This window comes from Paraburkholderia sp. SECH4 (assembly GCF_030511745.1).
Classification (GTDB): Bacteria; Pseudomonadota; Gammaproteobacteria; order Burkholderiales; family Burkholderiaceae; genus Paraburkholderia; species Paraburkholderia madseniana.
Window position 1 is genome coordinate 43228 of sequence record NZ_JALOCP010000039.1, and the last position, 17915, is coordinate 61142.

The following is a 17915-nucleotide window of genomic DNA, read 5'->3' on the forward strand; positions in this document are numbered from 1 at the left end:
ATGTGAGTTTTTACGACATTTTTTCTTGAGACGCCTACGCGCGAAATCTACACTTCGTGCATCTTGATAGCGCGAGGTGCTCAACGTGAAGCGACGTGCAACGACGCAGCAATCCGTCCGTATCGATTACGTGTGTCATGGCGTGGGCCGTGTCGAACTGCGCCGCTTCGATCCATCGCGTGATTCGTATGTCGCGTTGACCGCGCTGCTGCATCGCGCTTTCACACGACTCGGTGCGATGGGGCTGAATTGCACCTGTGTGGATCAAACGGTTGAGACGACACGTTCACGCGCGACGCGCGGCGATTGCTACGTGGCGGTCTGCGAAGGACGCATTGTCGGCACGATGACGCTATATGCACCGGACCGCGAGTCGTCGTGCGAACTCTACCGGCGTGACGATATTGCCAGCTTGCGTCAGTTCGGCGTGGAGCCGGTGTGGCAGGCGCGTGGCATCGGTACGCTGTTGATCGCTTTCGCCGACCACTGGGCCGCGACGCGCGGCTATGCGGAGCTCGCGCTCGATACGCCGCAGCCGGCTGCACACCTGATTGCGTTTTACAGAGGGCAGGGGTTTCGCATTGTCGATTTCGTGCGCTTTGACGGCAAGCACTACGACAGCGCGATCTTGAGCAAACCACCGGTGGCGACGCGCACGCTCGCGAACTGGTCGCATAGGTTGACTGTGCCGACGAGGATCGCGCGCGCGGCGTGAGGTGGGTGGGCCGGCGATAAAACCCCCGGCGCGGGCAGCAACTATTGCAATACCGTGTGGCAAGTATTGCAACGCGCTGCTGATCCTCGCACCGGGGCGGGTGTTTCTTCCTACCTGTTCGATGCGGAGGTCAGCGTCGCATCACGCCCATCAGCAAGGTGACGAGGAAGATCACCACGAAGATAAAGAACAGGACCTTGGCGATTTCCGTTGCGCCTGCGGCAATGCCGCCGAAGCCGAATACCGCGGCGATGATCGCGATGATGAAGAAGATTACGGCGTATCGAAGCATGGGGCCTCCCACCGATGGATTGCTGGATCGAAGTTGAAAACGGCTACTCGTTGTGGGCACTGCGTGCTTTGACGTGTCGTTGCCGGCGAGCGATATGGAGCAATACGTGTGCCCAGCAGCGGGACGAGCAGGGGCGCTCCTGATCCGTGAGCTGAAACTCAATCAACTGATGATCTTCGAACGCGTGCCGGAAACGTGCCTGGTCGTGTTGCCGCCGCCTCATATAATTCGGAACCCTTATGAAGCGATTGATCGATGCCGATTCGCTCGGCTCGTGATTGGCTTGATCTGGCGCGTTCAACAACCAAACCCACCCGCTACCGGCGTTACTGTCGCGTTGCCGCAACAGCACGGCATCCGCGTATTTGCGGAGTCGCAGATCGCCGAACTGGCAGCGGGAATCGAACGCGAATCCAGCAAGTGAGACGCACGGTCAATTTGAACGAGTCGTTCATGATATTGCCCGCACCACGTCGAATCCGCCGATAACGTTTGCGCAGCCTTAATCAGCGGGCAATTCCACTTGAGCGAATGAGGCGGAGTAAATGTTAATTCTGATTTAACATTTACGGATTTTGAAAATGATTAGCCTGAATTTAGCGCTTTCATAAACATTCGGAAAACGTTTGCGCTGGCTTAATCACCCGGCTTCGTCGGCAAAAAATCCCGTTTCACGGCTGCGAGGTGCCCCCGCGGACGCGCTACATAGGCAAAATCCATTGTGAGATAGGCGGAAATACGCGCTAGAATGCGCATCGATTCACCATCAATGGCCGCTCGTTCAAACGACGCTCAAGTGAATCCAGTCGGCAGTTATTGCATCCGATCGATTCGTTCCCAGCGTATATGGGAACTGCCGCTAATTATCGGCGACGGGCAAGTCAGATCGGTAAATATCGGGGTGCGATATTAACGCGTGCTCCGCATTGCCTGCCGCCAATAAAACATTCAAATAAAGATCGAGGGCATATGCCAACGAGGATTCTGTCGATTTTCGGCACGCGGCCGGAAGCCATCAAAATGGCGCCGCTGGTCAAACAACTGGAAGCTGACGCCGGCATCGAGTCGGTGGTCTGCGTCACAGGCCAGCATCAGCAGATGCTCGATCAGGTACTCGATCTGTTCCAGATCAAGCCGCATCACAATCTCGCCCTGATGACCGGCAACCAGACGCTCAACGGTCTGGCGTCGCGCCTTATCGCTTCGCTCGACGACGTGCTCGCAACCGTTCAGCCGGATCGCGTGCTGGTGCACGGCGATACGACCACCGCGTCCACGGCGGCGCTGGCCTCGTTTCATCGGCGGATTCCGATCGGTCACGTCGAAGCGGGGCTGCGTACCGGCAACCTGATGCAGCCGTGGCCGGAAGAAATGAACCGCCGCGTGGTCGATGTAATGAGCGATCTGATGTTCGCGCCCACTCTGAGCTCGAAAGCGAACCTCGCGCACGAAGCGCTGCACGGCAAGATCATCGTGACCGGCAATACGGTGATCGACGCACTGAACCTCACCACCGCGCGCATCGACAACGACGCGGCATTGCGCGCCGAGCTCGACGCGCGCTTGCCGTTCCTCGACGGCGCGCTGCCGGTGTTGCTCGTCACGGGCCATCGCCGCGAGAGCTTCGGTGCGGGCTTCGCGAATATCTGCGCGGCACTCGCGGATCTGGCGAGGACCAACAGGGTCCAGATCGTCTATCCGGTGCATTTGAATCCGAATGTGCGCGGCCCGGTGCAGGAAACCCTCGGCACGGCGCGCAACGTGCGTCTGATCGATCCGCTGGACTACCTGGGTTTTGTGCGTCTGATGCAGCGCGCCTCGATCATTCTCACCGACTCCGGCGGCGTGCAGGAAGAAGCCCCCGCGCTCGGCAAACCGGTGCTGGTGATGCGCGACGTGACCGAGCGTCCGGAAGCAGTGGCGGCCGGCACGGTGCGCCTCGTCGGCACGGAGCGCGAAGCGATCGTACGCGCGGTGACGGGCTTACTCGACGACGCCGGCGAGCGCGACGATTTCGCGCATCGCGTCAACCCATACGGCGACGGCCATGCATCGCAACGGATCGTCGCGGCATTGACCGGGCGCCCGTTCGACGAGTTCGTGAGCGGCGGCATCGGTGGGACGGGGCAGGTTCCGAATGTGCAGCGCGCGGAAGCCGTGCAATAGCGTCGCGCGGGCCGCAGTTCCAGACGATCCATGCAGTGCGAATCAGCTTTCCTGTTTGCGCGCTAATTAAGAGAAAAGACAACGTGACCTCCCATACGCCAATGCGCCGCCTCGCGCGTGCTCGCCTGAACGCCCTTGCCGTGCTGCTGTTGCTCGCCTCGACGGCCCATGCTCAACAGCCGGCCGACGTCGCCGGCAGCCTCGCGCAACTCGGCAGCGGCCGTCTCGCGACGCGCACGGTGTCTCTGGCCGAACTGGGAATGCGCGATCCGGTGGTGTTGCGTGCGCCGGACGGCCGTCAGGAACTGTATCTGCCCGTGCCAGCCGGTGTGCCGTTGAGCGACGCGGCCTTGCAGATCGACGGCAGCTATCTGCGCGGCAACGGCGGCCGCACGACCATGCTGGTGTCGCTCGACGGCGCACCGGTGCTCTCGCGCAGCCCGACACAGGACCAGGGCGATGCGTCGGCGAGTCTCGGCGTGGATGGCGCGGCACGGCCGGGAGGTTTCGTGCGCGTGGCCCTCGACTGGTCGTCGGTGCTCAGCGATAACATCTGTACCGATCAGACCGCGATCGGCAACGTCTGGCGTATCGCGCCGACTTCGCGCCTGACCTATCGCTACGATCCGGATGCGATCGTCGATCTGCGCAGCGCGTGGAGCGCCTTGCCGCAAAAGCCGGTAGTGATGCTCGGCGCGAGCACGCTCGCGGCACCGGCGTTCGATGCAGGCTGGCGCGTCGAAGCGCTGCTGCAACGCGAAGGCCGCACGCCGGCAACGCGGACGTGGCCGGCGGTGGGCGACACGGTCGATCTGAGCGACATCGAGGTGCCGGCGCCGCTGCGCGCGGTTCCGGCTTTTGCGGCGCTGGCCGCAGGCGGTTCGCACAAGCTGGCGAACCCGGCGGAAGCGGGCGCCTTGATTGCGCTGACGCCGCGCTCGGCGTTCGCGCCGGACGTGATCGTCGCCGACGACACGGTGCGCAACACGCTGAAGACTTCCCTCGATGCCTTGCGCGAACAGGTCGTCGGCACCGCGCCGGGCGCAAGCGAGGCATTCGATGCATGGCGCGCCCGCGCGATCGATCCGATCGCGAGGCCGCTCGCCTCGGGCGAAGTGCGCCTTGCTCACCTCGGTGGCCAGACCGCGATCGTGGTCGGCGATAACGACGGCGTGGCGGTCCTCGCGCGCTCGTGGCGTCCGATCGACGTGACGAGCCGTCTCGTGGTCCATCAGATCGACACCGCACCGAACACGCGCGGCGACGAAATCGCACTGTCGCTGCTGGGCGGCCAGCCGCGCACGCTCGACGTGCAGGGCCGCGCCACCTGGGACGCGAGTTTCGATCTGGGCGCGGCATCGGGCAACGGCAAGTTACCGGGCACCGTGGTGCTCGACGTGGCCGCATCGCCGACGCCGAACAACACCGCGCAAACCGCCTCGATCTATTTCAACGACGTGCTGATCGGCTCGCAACTGCTGACCGCCAACGGCAAACCGCAGCGCATCGCCGCGCGCGTGCCGCGTTACGCGCTCGCCCCGAACAACCTGCTGCGCGTGGTGTTTCAGCGTCAACCGGAAGGCGGCTGTCAGGCGCGCGGCCAGGGTCATCCGATTGCCGTGCTGCCGAGCAGCCATCTGACGCTAACCGATGCGAAAGTCGGCGACGACTTCACTGGCATGGTGGCGCGGTTCGCGTCGGAAGCGAATGTGATCGTGCCGGCCTCGTATCTGAACGACGCCACGCAAGTCCTGCCGCGCATCGCGCGCCTGGCGAACGCGAGCGGCATCGCGCCGACCCGTGCGACTTTCAGCGTCGCGCGTGACGGTGAAGCGGCGAGCCCGAAGGGCGCCTTCCTCGCGGCCGACGTCACGCTCGCCGATGAGAAGAGCCTCGCCCATCTGTCGAAAGACCGTCTGTCGCTCACCGATGCATCCGGCAAGATGCTGGCGGATATTTCGGGTTTGAACCGCGTCGGCGTGATCGAAGCGGTCAAGTCGGGCAGCGTATCGGGCATCGTGTATCGCACGGTGGGTGATACGGCGGCGATTCTGCCGGCGTCGCTGCAACTGTCGCGTGGCGACGTCGCGATCGTCGACGGCAGCGGCACGTTACGCCAGTTCGATACGCGTCATCCGGGCGAAGTGGTCGATGCAGAAGACGTGCAAGGCCCGTGGTTCATGCAGAGCTGGGTACGCTGGGGCATCCCGGCCGGCCTCGTCGGCTTGCTGATCGTGTTGCTGCTGGTGGCCAGCGTGGCGCGCCGCAGGAATCAGGACAAGTCGTGAGCTTCGCGCTAATCAAATGGTATGCGGGCTACGCGGTAGCCCACTATTACCATGGGCTCGAATACGTCGCGGCGCTGGTGGCGTTCATCATCCTGCTGTCCAGCCTTGACGATCTGTTCATCGACCTCTGGTACTGGACCCGCACGCTCTATCGCCGCTTCACGGTGCAGCGCGCCTACAAGCCGCTCACCAGCGCGCAGTTGTATCAGCGCGACGAGCAGCCGATCGCGATCATGGTGCCCGCGTGGCACGAATACGACGTGGTCGCGGCGATGATCGAAGACATGGTGCGGGTGATGGACTACCGCAACTATGTGGTGTTCGTCGGCACCTATCAGAACGACCCGCAGACCATCGCCGAAGTCGAACGGATGCGCCGCCGCTATAAGCAGTTGCGACGCGTGGAAGTGCCGCACGATGGTCCGACCTGCAAGGCCGACTGTCTGAACTGGGTGATCCAGGCGATCTTCAGGTATGAGGCCGAAACGGGCGTCGAATTCGCCGGCGTGGTGCTGCACGACAGCGAGGATGTGCTGCATCCGGTCGAGTTGCGCTTTTTCAATTACCTGCTGCCGCGCAAGGACATGATCCAGTTGCCGGTGGCCTCGCTCGAGCGCAACTGGTTCGAACTCGTGGCCGGCACCTATATGGACGAGTTCGCCGAATGGCACGCGAAGGATCTGGTGGTGCGCGAGAGCCTGGTCGGCTCGGTGCCTTCGGCGGGCGTCGGCACGTGTTTTTCGCGGCGCGCGCTACTCGCGCTGAACGCTGAAACCGACAATCAGCCGTTTAACACCGAGAGCCTCACCGAGGACTACGACGTCGGCGCGCGCCTCGGCAAGATGGGCATGCAGTCGATCTTCGCGCGCTTTCCGGTGCAATTCGCCACACGCCGCAAGGCGTGGTTCGGCCTTGGCCGCGAACGCGACATCACCGTGACGATGCCGCTCTGCGTGCGCGAATTCTTCCCCGATACGTTTCGCACCGCTTACCGGCAGCGCGCGCGCTGGACGCTCGGCATCGGCTTGCAAGGGTGGAAGCAGACCGGCTGGAGCGGCTCGCTCGCCAACCGCTATCTGCTGTTCCGTGACCGCAAAGGCATCGTTACCGCGTTCGTCGGCATCATCGCGTATGCGCTGGTGATCCAGTTTCTGCTCTTCGCCGGCGCCGATCTGCTCGGCTGGATGCCGGAGCTGATCGCTTCGCCGTTCGCCGATTCGCCGTGGCTGCAAGCGCTGCTGTGGGCCAACGGTTGCGCGTTGCTGTTGCGCGTGGTGCAGCGGATCTATTTCGTGACCCGTCTGTACGGCTGGGAGCATGGGGTGCTGTCCGTGCCGCGCATGGTGGTGGGCAACTTCATCAACTTCATGGCTGTCTCGCGTGCGTGGAAGATGTTCCTCACGCATCTCGTGACCGGCAAGCGGCTGGCATGGGACAAGACCATGCATGACTTTCCATCGGCCGACGGCTTTAACAATCGCCGTCAGCGTCTTGGGGAATTGCTGCTGTCGTGGCAGGCCATCGATCCGGACAAACTCGAACAGGCGCTCGGCGAAAGCCATGCGCGTGAAGCGCCGCTCGGTCGCGTGCTGATGGCCAAGGGCTGGCTCGACGAGGAAACCCTCGCGGAAGCCATTGCCTTTCAGTCTGATTTGCCGCGTGGCCGCGTGGCGCTCGAACGCATCAAGGACGATGCGAAGCGCTTGCCGCTCGAAGCGATCGTGCGCCACCGCGTGTTGCCGCAGGCCGACGCCGCGGGCGGCCGCACGATTCTGCTGAGCGCGAGTCCGCTCGCCGAACCGGTGTTCGCGGAACTGAGCGCGCTGGTGGGGGGGCAGGTCGTGCAGGAGATCGTTCGTGAGGGCGAGATCGCCGCGGGGCTGCGCGTGTTGCGCGGCGTCGAGATCGCGGCGCCGGCGGGCGAGGGCGAGCAGGCGGGTACGGCGGGTGGGGTGGAAGGTGCGTCAGCGGGCGCATCGTCGGCCGGCGGTGCCGAGCCTGTGCCGGCACGCAGCGTACCGCTGATCGGCGATCTGCTGATCGAGCATGGCCACGTCCGCCGCGAGGCTTTCGAAGCGGCGATGCAGGACTACCGCCCGGATCGCCATGGCCGCATCGGCGACTACATGGTGGCGCGCGGGGTGATCTCGCGTGCCGCACTCGAGAACGTAATCCAGCAACAGCGCCGTCTTCAGGGCGCTTTGGCGGCATCCGAATGAGCGATTCTTTTTTCACCCGGCGTGCGTGGATGGGGCGCGCTTCTTTGGTGGCTTCGGCTTCTGGCTCAACGGCGGCGTCCGCTTTCGCGTGCGCTGTAACTAGGGTTACAGCGACGGCTTCGACTGCGACTCCAACTGCGGCTCCAACTGCGACTCCGATTGCGGCGTCCGCATTCACGTTGCGTGGCGTCACCGCTGCAATGGTGGTCGGCGCGTTGTGCTTGAGCAGCGCAGCGGTGTATGCACAGAGAGCAGCGGCCGCGCCGCAGCCGGCCCCATCCGAACACAATGCGCTGCCGTTGAGCGGCGCCGCCTATCGGGTGGCGCAGGAAGCGTATGCGGCCTATGGGCGCGGCGACTACACCGGCGCGATCGCGCGGGCGCGCGAGGCGATTCGCCAGCGCCCCGACGTCGTATCGCTGCGCGTGCTGCTCGCCAACGCGCTCGCTGCGCTTCGCCGTTATAACGAAGCAAGCCGCTCGCTCGGCGACGCGATCGCACAGATCGGCCGCGATCCTGCGCTGGTCTCGCGTCGCAAGCAGATCGACGCGCTGAACGTGTCGACCCGCGCGGTCGCCCGCGCCGGCCGCCAGCAACCGGGCGACCCGGACGCGCTGACGGGCGCTGCGTTGAAGGCGGCGCAGCAGGCCTACAAGGCGTATGCGGCGAAGGATTTTTCGGGCACGGTCAGGTACGCGAACGAGGCGATCGCGTTGCGTCCCGATCTGCTGCGCCTGCGCTTGCTGCTGATCGACGCGGCGAGCGCGGCCGGTCAGGACACCGATGCATGGAACGCCGATTTCGATGCAAGAAAGCGCTTCGGCGACAACGACGAACTGCGCGTGAGGCGCAGCTTCATCGGCAGCCGTCTGGCGCCGAAGTCGTCGGGTGCGTCGTTCGCGGCGCGCAAGAAGGGCGACTACGTGGAGGCCGCCGCGCTCGCGCGCGAGGCGGTCGCCTATGCGCCGGATCTGGTCGGCTACCGCATCCAGTTGATCGACGCGCTGTTCGCCGCGAACGATCTGCCAGGCGTGCAAGCGGCGGCGAGTGCTGCCATTGCCGCCGACGATACGGAAATCATGCCGCTTACGCTGCGTGGCTACACGCTGGCCGCGCAGGGCAAGACGGCGGAAGCCGAGGCGGACTTCGCCAAAGCGCTGCATGCCAACGACGCGACCCAGCGCAACCAGCGCGTGGCGCGCGTGATCATCGCCGACGTGTGGATCGCCGAAGGACAGCCGCAGCGCGCGCTCGATCTGCTCGCGCCGCTGAAGATGGATCGCGATGACACCGATCCGCCGATCGCGCTGCGCCGTTATCAGGCGCGGCAATTGTTGGCGCATGCGTTGGCGGGGCCGAATGCGTCGACCGCAACGACCGCAACGAACGCAACGAACGCAACGAACGCAGCCAACGCAACTAGCTCAGCGACCGCCCCGATCTCCTCATTCGATCCGGCCCGACGCCCAATCATCGACTGCGTCGTCGATCAATTCGGCGCAAGCTGCGACGTCTACGCGGCCGATCCCGGTTTCACCGCGGCGCGCGCCACGGCGACTGCCGCGGCCGCGAACGACAAAACCGGTGCGGTCGGCTATGCACGCGAAGCGGTCAAGGCAGCCCCGGACGATCCGCAGCATCGTGTGGAACTGATCAACGCGCTGAGCACGGCCGGCGACGATTCCGCCGCGACGCGCGAAGCGCAAAAGATGGTCGATGCCGGCATGCTCGACGCCATGCCCGACATGACGGCCGCGTATATCGCGCAACGTGCCGGCAACAACAAGGTCGCGTACCAGCGCTTCAGCATGGCCGACAAGGCCGGCACCCTGCCGGCCAGCGCCGCTGCCGACGCGGGCTATGCGGCGGTCCAGGCGCACCGCAATCGCGAAGCCGCGCAGTACTTCGAGCGCGCCATCGACGCGAGCGCGAAGCCAACGGACGACACGCCGCCGGCCACACCGGCGCAACTGAACGAGATGCGCAGCGCCCACGCCGAGGCCACGCGCAACTGGGGCTTCGACGCATCGCTCAACTATCGCGGCGCGGGCATGCAGCCGGGATATGCGTCGTCGCCGACGCCCGGCACGTCGAACAACTGGCAGGCCGGCGTGGAAGCCTACTGGCGTCCGTTCGGCAGTCTTGGCGACCGGATGTTCGAGCTCTACGCGCGTGGCTATGAAAGTTTCGGCGTGAAGAACGGCGGCGCGAGCGGCATCGATACCTTGCAGGCTACCGTCGGCGCGCGCGCCAAGCCGTTCTCGCAGATCGACGCGATCGTCGCCTTCGAACGGATCATTCCGATCGGCTCGCAGGTCAATCCCGACTGGCTCGCGCGGCTCGCGTATTCGGGTGGCTACGGCATCGAGCGCCGGGTGGACGTGCCGTCGTGGTGGACCGCGCAGGTCTACGCCGAAACGGGCACCTATCTGAACGCCGGATCGGTCTACGCGACCACTAATCTCGAACTGGGCCGCACCTTCCGCATGGACCGTTACAGCCCGAAGTGGACCGTGTTCCCGTATGCGGTGATTGGCGCGGACTACGACTCGAGCGTCAACCACAGCATTCCACTTGGTGCCGGTGTGGGGATTTCGACGCGTTACTGGTTCCGCGACAGCAAATATGACGCACCGCGCTCGTATGTCGATCTGTCGGTGCAGTACCGCCTGAAGATCACGGGTGACGAACGTGCGCGCGGCGTGTTCTTCGGCGCGATCTACTCGTATTGACTCCGGACGAATCAAATGAAAAGAGACCGCTTGGGTAAATCGAAGGTGGCAGCGGTGATGGCAGCGGCCGTGGCCTCAGCCGCGCTGCTGTCGGCTGGCGTGGCGTACGCGGCTGCTGACGATGTCGCTGGTCTGTATGGACCGCAGCCGCCCGCCAACGCGTCGTATCTGCGCGTGCTGAACGCATCGTCGCAGGCGGTGCGGGTCGCGCTCGCCGGCAGCGAAGCGCCGCAGACGCTCGCGCCGGGCGCGGTCACGCGCTTTAGCGTGCTGACGGAAGGCACGCCGCCACGCGTCACGGTCGACGGTAAGGCTCTGGCCGATGCCGCCGGTTCGGCCAATGCGACGGCGAATGCAGCGACACGTGCAGGCGACGCCGTCACCGTCGCGCTGCGTCATGATGCAAAGGGGTGGCATGCGACGCGGATCGTCGGCCGCTATGAGCGGGTCGATGGATTGAAGGCGACTTTGCGCGCGTTCAATTTCGCGCCCGGTTGCAGCGCGAAGATCGGAGTGGACGGCAATGGTCCGACGGTGTTCGCTCAAGTGGCCGCGGGCGCGCAGGACACGCGCGCGATCAATCCGGTCAGCGCGAAGCTGGTGGGGCAGTGCGGCGCGGTGGCGAGCGCGGTGCTGCCGTTGCCTGCGCTCGCTGCCGGTGACAGCTACAGCCTGTTCGTCACCGGCGATGCCGCAAAGCCGGTGTTGAGCGGCGCACGCGATGCGCTCGCGTGGCCGCCGGCCGCGAATTGAGCGGCACGCATTGGCAACACGAAATAGCAGTAAGAAGTAGCGGGAACACCAAGAGAAGATCGCAACGCGGGCCACGCTTCAGCGCGCGCCGCCGACGTTGTGCCACATGAGAGATGCTTCAAATCAGTCCGGGGAACACGACATGACCGACTCCTGCCGTTCGCTTTTCCAACCGTCCATCCAGGCCGGGCCACTCAACAGCACTCGTCGCCGCCTGCTGCTCGCCCTGGCCGCGGCGCCGCTCAGCGGCGCGCTGTCGCTGCTGCCGCGCCGCGCGTTTGCCGCGGCGTCGACCAGCGTGATCGAGGGCCGCAATCTGTGGCTCTATCCCGGCTGGGAAAGCCTCACCGATGACGCAACGCCCGCGTGTCTGAAAGCCGTCGATCTGATTCATCAGGCGACGGACAAGTTGACGGCGCGCGGCATCCATAGCGTGATCGTGATCGCGCCGCTAAAAGCCCGTGCATGTCCGGAGAATCTGCCGGACGGCACCGCGATGTCCGCAGGGGTCGCGAGCCGCTATGCCGCGATTCGCGCGCACGGCGCTTCGCTCGGCTTGCAGATAGTCGATGGCGACGGCGCGATCGCCGCGGTCGATGCTTCGCAGGAAAAGTACATTCGCGCCGATTACCACTGGAGCGGCCATTCCGCCGAAGCGGTCGCCGCGCGTGTCGCCAAACGCCTCATGGCGGCCGGTCCGCTGAAGGGCACCGCGGGCGCGGGCAGCCGGCTTGGCAAGTGGAACGAGGAAGTCCGCTACGGCGACCTCGCGGCCTTGCTGCCGCCGGACCGCAAGAAAACGGTCGGCAAGGATCACTTCATCGTGCGCACGGTAGTGGCGTCGCCGGATCTCGTCGATGGTGGCCCGCCGGTCGTGCAGGTGGTCGGCAACAGCATGGTTCAGCCGTACCTCGGTTTTCCGCAGAAGCTCTCGAACGCAATCGATCGCCCGGTTGGTTTGACGTGGACCTTCGGCGACACCGGTCCGTGGAAGACGCTGCTCAACTATGTGGAAGCGCCGGCCTTCAAGGCGAATCCGCCACAAGCGATCGTCTGGCAATTCAACGAAGGGCAGATGATGAATCTGCCGAGCGCGGGCGGGCAGTGGGACGCAGCCTCGGTCATGGCCGACGATGCGTTCCTCGCACGCCTGACCAAGGCTATCGCCTGATGAGCGAGTCAGTTGGACGCACGCCGGCGCGTACGGTGGGTCGCACAGCGGCAGGCGCAGCGGGCAACGACACCGGTGCGGCGCACGGTCACGCTGCTGCGGCGGCGCCGGGGCCGCTCGCTCGCGCGCATCGACACGTCGCGTGGCTGGTCGCGCTGTTGCTCGGCCTCGGTTGTGCAGGCGCGCTGGCCTCGCTTGTCATGCAGTCGCGCAACGGCGCGTCGTTCGATGCGCATGGTTGGCGTGACGGCAGCCTCGGCCGCAGTCTCGACCGTGCAATCGACGTGCCGTATGCGCGGTCGCTGCATCGCTGGCAAGCCGCGGCGCGTTACCGGTTGTTCGGCGACCTCGGGCATCAGGTGCGCGAGGGCTGTCCCGGCTGGCTGTTCTATGCGGACGGCCTGCGCGCGCCGGTGCAGCCGGGACATGATTCTGTCGAACGCGCCGATGGCGGTGACGCGCTGACCGATGCGCGCATCGCCTCCTTGCATCGTTACGCGGATGCGCTACGCAGCGCCGGGATTCAACTGGTGGTGGTGACGGTGCCCGACAAAGCGCGCGTGGAGAGCGAAGCGCTGTGCGGGCTGCGGCAGGACGCGCGGATGACGCAGCGTCTGAATGTATGGAATCGCGCGTTGACCGCGAGCAACGTCACGCACGTCGAATTGATGCCGGCGTTGCAAGCTGCACGTCCCGCGTTTTTCCGTACCGATGTGCATTGGAATGCGCGTGGTGCGCAAGCGGCTGCACAGGTGGTCGGCGCCGCGGTGTTGCCGTTGCTCGGTAAACCCGGCGACACCACATTCACGCACACGACGGCGCAACCCGCGCCGCGCATCGGCGATTTGCTCACGCTCGCCAATCTGAATGACGTGCCGGATGCGTGGCGGCCAGCGCCTGATGTCGTCGCTGCTGAAACTCTACAGGCACAACGCACAGGCGGCCTGCTCGACGACGGTCCCGCCGCCGATGTGCTGCTCGCGGGCAGTTCGTTTTCGCGCCGCAGCGCGTTTGCCGAGCGCCTCGGCGAGCAGCTCGGCCGCGAAGTGTGGAACGTCAGCCTCGACGACGGCCAGTTCGACCGCGCGATGCAGGCGGTTTGGCGCGAGCGTGCCACGTGGCCGAAGAGTGTGCGCGTGGTGATTTGGGAAATGTCGGAAGACGCGCTGTCGATGCCGGTCGGCACCGCTCCCGCACCAGCCAGGCAGGACTGATCCCGATGCTATTCAATTCATTCATCTTCCTCACGCTGTTCCTGCCGCCGGCGCTGGCCGGCTACTACCTGCTCGGCCAACGCATGCCACGCGCCGCGGCGGCGTGGCTCTGCGGTGCGTCGATCGTGTTCTACGGCTGGTGGAATCCGGCGTTCGTCGCTTTGCTGGTGGGGTCGATCGCGTTCAACTACGCGATGAGCTGTGCGATTGTCGCGGCGCCTGCGCAGTCCGTTCGCCGCCGCTGGTTACTCGGTCTCGCGATCACCGCCGACCTCGCGCTGCTGGTGCGCTACAAATATCTTGCGACGCTGCTCACCGCGCTCGTGCACGCAAGCGGCGTCGCGCCGGCCGACTGGCTCGCGCACGGCATGCAGGGCGTGATCCTGCCGCTTGGCGTGTCGTTTTTCACCTTCACGCAGATCGGCTATCTGCTCGATTGCAACGCGGGCATCGTCAAGGAGCGCGACCCGCTCGGCTACGTGCAGTTCGTCACGTTCTTTCCGCATCTGATCGCGGGGCCGATCCTGCATCACAAAGAAATGATGACGCAGTTCGCGCAGCCGGCCACGTATAAGCTGCGCGCGGAAAATCTGTCGATCGGTGCGTTCGTGTTCACGATCGGCCTCGCGAAGAAGCTGCTGTTCGCCGACACCATCGCACCGTTCGCCGACGCGGGCTTCGCCGCGCCGCACGAGTTGCAGTGGCTGGCGGCGTGGGGCACCTGTCTCGCGTACGCGTTGCAGCTTTACTTCGACTTCTCTGGTTATTCGGACATGGCCGTGGGCCTCGCGAAGATGTTCGGCGTGCGTTTTCCGTTGAACTTCAATTCGCCGTTCAAGGCGGCCAGCATCATCGACTTCTGGCAGCGCTGGCATATGACGCTCACGCGCTATCTCACGGCTTACCTGTACTACCCGCTGGCAATGCGGATCAACCGTAGCCGTGCATTGCGTGGCCTGCCGATCGGGCGCCTCGCGCAACGCTCGACGGGCGGCTTTCTCTCGACGGTGGCCGTGCCGACTTTCTACACGATGGCGCTGGCCGGCATCTGGCACGGCGCGGGCTTGCAGTATCTGATTTACGGCTTGCTGCACGCTTTTTATCTCACTGTGAATCACGCTTATCGCGCGTGGCGGGGGGCGGCTGCGCCGGCGGTTGGGGTAGTTACAGCGGGGACGGCACGGGCAGCAGAAACAGCCCCGGCGTTCACATTGAGCTTCAAAGCACGCGTTCGCCATGCGGGCAACGTCCTGCTGACCTTCGTGGCCGCACTGATCGCGTTTGCATTTTTCCGGGCACATGGCGTCGGCGATGCACTCGCGTTATTGCAGGGCATGGCGGGTCTGCGTGGTATCGAAGCGCTCGACTGGCCCGCCTTGGGCACGGCGAACATGGGCCTTGGCGAATGGCTGCATCTTGTCGCGGGCCGCTCGACGCTCGCGTTGCTGATCGTCGCGCTGCTGGCGATCGTCTGGTGCACGCCGAATTCACATCAACTGATGGGCCGCTTCTCGCCGGCGCTCGATCGCGCGGTCGAAGGCTTGCCCGCTGCGCTGACATGGCGGCCTTCGCTGCGCTGGACCGTCGCGATGTTCGGCGTGCTGGTGTTCTGCGTCGCGCAGTTGCATGGCGAAGTGCGTTTTCTTTATTTCCAGTTCTGATTGCCGGAACGACGTTTGCGCAAGGAGTACACAATGACTCAACACGAAACGCTGCACGCCGACGTGGCGGCACTGGTCGAATCCGTCGTGCTGCGCCTCGTGCGCGGTGATGAACCGCTGCTCGAAACGGGGTTGGTCGATTCGGTGCTGGCCGTCGAAATCGTAATGGGCGTCGAGATGCAATTCGGCGTGCGGATTCCGCCAACCGAGATCGCCGAGCACCTGGCATCCGTGGATGCGCTTTGCGCGTTCATCGCCGCCAATCGCTAGGCGCGCCATGCGATTCGATCTGAGCGCGAACTGCTTTGCCGATGTCGATGTTCGTGCGGACACGTGGGCGGTGATCGGTGCCGATCGCGCATTGCGCTGGCGCGAGTTGGAGGAACAAGCCCACGCGTGGGCCAGCCAGGCGCGCGCACACGGTTTCGCTGCGGATGTGCCGGTGATCATCCGCGGTCACAAGGAAGCGGAATTTTTTGTGGCGATGGTGGGGGCGTTGCTGCTCGGCGCGCCGTTCGTGCCTGTCGATACGATCTATCCGGATGAACGGATGCAGCGCATCGCGAGCACGCTCGGCGCGCAGACTTACTTCGACGCGCGCGACGGCCGCTTCGTGAGTTTGAACGGGCACGGCGCGTGGGTCGAATTTGAGGCGGTAGAGGGGGCGGTGAGTTCGACTTCGACTTCGACAGCATCAGCACCGCCGGTATTGCGCGAGAAAAACCTCGCATACGTGCTGTTCACCTCCGGTACGACCGGCGAACCCAAAGGCGTCCAGATTGGCCGCGAAAGCGTCGCCGCGCTGGCCGACTGGATGGCGGCCGACTTCGCGCTCGGCGACGCGCCGGTGTTCCTGGATCAGGCACCCTTCAGCTTCGATCTGTCGATGTACGAAGTGTTCGGCACCCTCGCGCTCGGCGGCACCGTGGTACTCGCCTCGCGTGCGCTGACGACGCAGGGCTCAGCGTTTCTCGCCACGCTCGCACGTCACCGCATGACCACATGGGTGTCGACACCATCGTTTGCGCAACAGCAACTCCTCAATCCGCAGTTCTCGCAAGACGGCTTGCCGGCGCTCAGGACCTTCCTGTTCTGCGGCGAAGTGTTACCAGTCGCACTCGCGCGCCAATTGCGCCAGCGCTTCCCGGCCGCACGGATCATCAACACATACGGACCAACCGAGGCGACTGTAGCGACCACCTGGATCGTCGTCGACGATGCGGTACTCGCGCATCACGCGCGCCTGCCGATCGGCCATGCCAAGCGCGACGCCGAGGTGTTCGTCGACGCTGGCGAATTGTGCATCGCCGGCGCACATGTGATGCGCGGCTATCTGAACCGCGAAGACCTGAACGCGGCACGCATGTTCATCCACAACGGACAGCGGGCGTTTCGCACCGGCGATCTGGGCGCGATCGACGGCAACGGACTGCTGTTCTGCCACGGACGTATCGACGATCAGATCAAGATGGGCGGCTACCGGATCGAATTGATGGAGATCGACGCGGCCCTGCGCGCGCTGCCCGCTGCAGCGAGTGCCGCAGCCGTGCCGTTGCGGCGGCCGGACGGCTCGGTCGCGCGGATCGTCGCGTTCGTCGCAACCGGCAACGACGACGGCCGGCTGCCCGATGCGTTGCAGGACTGGAAGACGCTGCTGGCCGCGCGCCTGCCGTCGTATATGATCCCGTCAGAATTGCTCGCGTGCCGGTCCTTGCCGGTATCTGTCAACTTCAAGATCGATCGCGCGCAACTTGCTCAGGATTATCGTGACGTTCATTTCAAAGCACAGCGCCAGCACAATGCGTAGTTCACACGAGGTTCAGACCCGGGAGGGCGAGCCGGTCTCGCCGCGCCGCCGCGCGCTGCTGGCGGCGAGCGCGTGCGCAGCGCTCGTGTACGGCTGCTCGGCGCCTGGTGCGAGCGACGCCGGCGCGTTGGCGCAGGGCGTGGTCTGGCAGATCGACGATGATCATGTCGACCCGCACGGCGACTGGAATCGCCTCGGCGTGACGGATCTGCTGGTGCAATGGACGGCGGTGGACGGCACGTCGTTTCTGCCTGGCACCGCTATGCAAACAGCCCGACGCTTGCCGGACTGGACGCGGATTGCCGGCGAACCATGGGCGCGCAATGTGATCGTCGGTCTCGCCGGACGTTTCGACGAAACCACAGCCCGTGCGCAGGCGGCGCAACTGATCGAACAATCGAAGCAGTTGGCGGCCGTGCGGCCGGCGATTCACATCGACGGTTATTACTTTCCGGTGGAAGTCGACCCAACCTGGAAGGACGCCGCCGCGCTCGCGCCTTTGCTCGACAAGCTCCCGCGGCCGCTGTGGATCAGTGTCTACGACAACTCGAATATCGGCGGCGCGGCGCTGGCAGCGTGGCTGGACGGCTGGCTGCCGCCCGATGTCGGCGTGTTTCTGCAGGATGGCTGCGGTGTCTATGCGCGTGGCCCGGCGGCTGCGCGTGAATATGCGGATGCGTTGGCGGCACGGCTCGGCAAGGATCGTGTGCGGATCATCGCCGAGGCATTTCGTCCCGCCCAGGGCGGCGCGTTCCGCGCGGCGACGGCTGCTGAACTGTCGCCGCAATTGCTCGCGTATCGCGGTTACCGGACCTATCTCTTCGACGGACCGCATTACGTGTCGGCGCAACTCGTGCAGGAACTGCTCGGCATGCAGCAGGTGCAGAAGTAGGGCGC

13 protein-coding genes are annotated in these 17915 nt (G+C 64.9%); 12 read left to right on the forward strand and 1 reads right to left on the reverse strand.

Features of this window, described 5'->3' with window-relative positions:
* Window positions 1-85 precede the first annotated feature (85 nt).
* Window positions 86-715: a GNAT family N-acetyltransferase gene (locus tag M0D67_RS34395; RefSeq protein WP_168435861.1), complete on the forward strand. Its 630-nt coding sequence runs from the start codon at window positions 86-88 to the stop codon at window positions 713-715.
* A 130-nt stretch (window positions 716-845) separates the two neighbouring features.
* Here M0D67_RS34395 and M0D67_RS34400 read toward each other — a convergent pair whose 3' ends face one another.
* Entirely contained in the window at window positions 846-1007 is a 162-nt protein-coding gene (locus tag M0D67_RS34400) for a DUF1328 domain-containing protein (RefSeq protein WP_035551387.1), read from the reverse strand.
* A 969-nt stretch (window positions 1008-1976) separates the two neighbouring features.
* On the opposite strand from M0D67_RS34400, the gene wecB reads away from it, so the two are divergent.
* From wecB to M0D67_RS34455, 11 genes are all read left to right on the forward strand, one after another.
* Window positions 1977-3173, forward strand: a complete 1197-nt coding sequence (gene wecB / locus M0D67_RS34405) for a non-hydrolyzing UDP-N-acetylglucosamine 2-epimerase (RefSeq protein WP_154564239.1) — start codon at window positions 1977-1979, stop codon at window positions 3171-3173.
* Window positions 3174-3256: 83 nt separating this feature from the next.
* A complete protein-coding gene (locus tag M0D67_RS34410) occupies window positions 3257-5461 on the forward strand; it encodes a cellulose biosynthesis cyclic di-GMP-binding regulatory protein BcsB (protein ID WP_233464993.1) in 2205 nt (734 codons plus the stop codon).
* Window positions 5458-7680: a glycosyl transferase family protein gene (locus tag M0D67_RS34415; protein ID WP_168435860.1), complete on the forward strand. Its 2223-nt coding sequence runs from the start codon at window positions 5458-5460 to the stop codon at window positions 7678-7680. The genes M0D67_RS34410 and M0D67_RS34415 overlap by 4 nt, the downstream gene beginning before the upstream one ends.
* Before the next feature lie 221 nt (window positions 7681-7901).
* Entirely contained in the window at window positions 7902-10412 is a 2511-nt protein-coding gene (locus M0D67_RS34420) for a bacteriophage N4 adsorption protein A (RefSeq protein WP_266241411.1), read from the forward strand.
* A 15-nt stretch (window positions 10413-10427) separates the two neighbouring features.
* Window positions 10428-11165, forward strand: a complete 738-nt coding sequence (locus tag M0D67_RS34425) for an alginate O-acetyltransferase AlgF (protein ID WP_154564235.1) — start codon at window positions 10428-10430, stop codon at window positions 11163-11165.
* Window positions 11166-11307: 142 nt separating this feature from the next.
* Entirely contained in the window at window positions 11308-12336 is a 1029-nt protein-coding gene (locus tag M0D67_RS34430; RefSeq protein ID WP_166618252.1) for a twin-arginine translocation pathway signal, read from the forward strand.
* Window positions 12336-13550, forward strand: coding sequence for a cell division protein FtsQ (locus M0D67_RS34435; RefSeq protein ID WP_154564231.1), 1215 nt, complete (start codon window positions 12336-12338; stop codon window positions 13548-13550). Before M0D67_RS34430 ends, M0D67_RS34435 begins: the two co-directional genes overlap by 1 nt.
* Before the next feature lie 5 nt (window positions 13551-13555).
* Complete coding sequence (locus M0D67_RS34440) at window positions 13556-15211, forward strand: MBOAT family protein (protein ID WP_266241414.1); 1656 nt, start codon at window positions 13556-13558, stop codon at window positions 15209-15211.
* 33 nt (window positions 15212-15244) lie between these two features.
* On the forward strand, window positions 15245-15481 hold the full coding sequence (locus tag M0D67_RS34445; protein WP_154564227.1) for an acyl carrier protein: 237 nt from the start codon (window positions 15245-15247) through the stop codon (window positions 15479-15481).
* Between the two features lie 7 nt (window positions 15482-15488).
* Window positions 15489-17018, forward strand: a complete 1530-nt coding sequence (locus M0D67_RS34450; protein ID WP_154564225.1) for an AMP-binding protein — start codon at window positions 15489-15491, stop codon at window positions 17016-17018.
* On the forward strand, window positions 17011-17910 hold the full coding sequence (locus M0D67_RS34455) for a hypothetical protein (RefSeq protein WP_154564223.1): 900 nt from the start codon (window positions 17011-17013) through the stop codon (window positions 17908-17910). The genes M0D67_RS34450 and M0D67_RS34455 overlap by 8 nt, the downstream gene beginning before the upstream one ends.
* The last annotated feature ends 5 nt before the right edge of the window (window positions 17911-17915 follow it).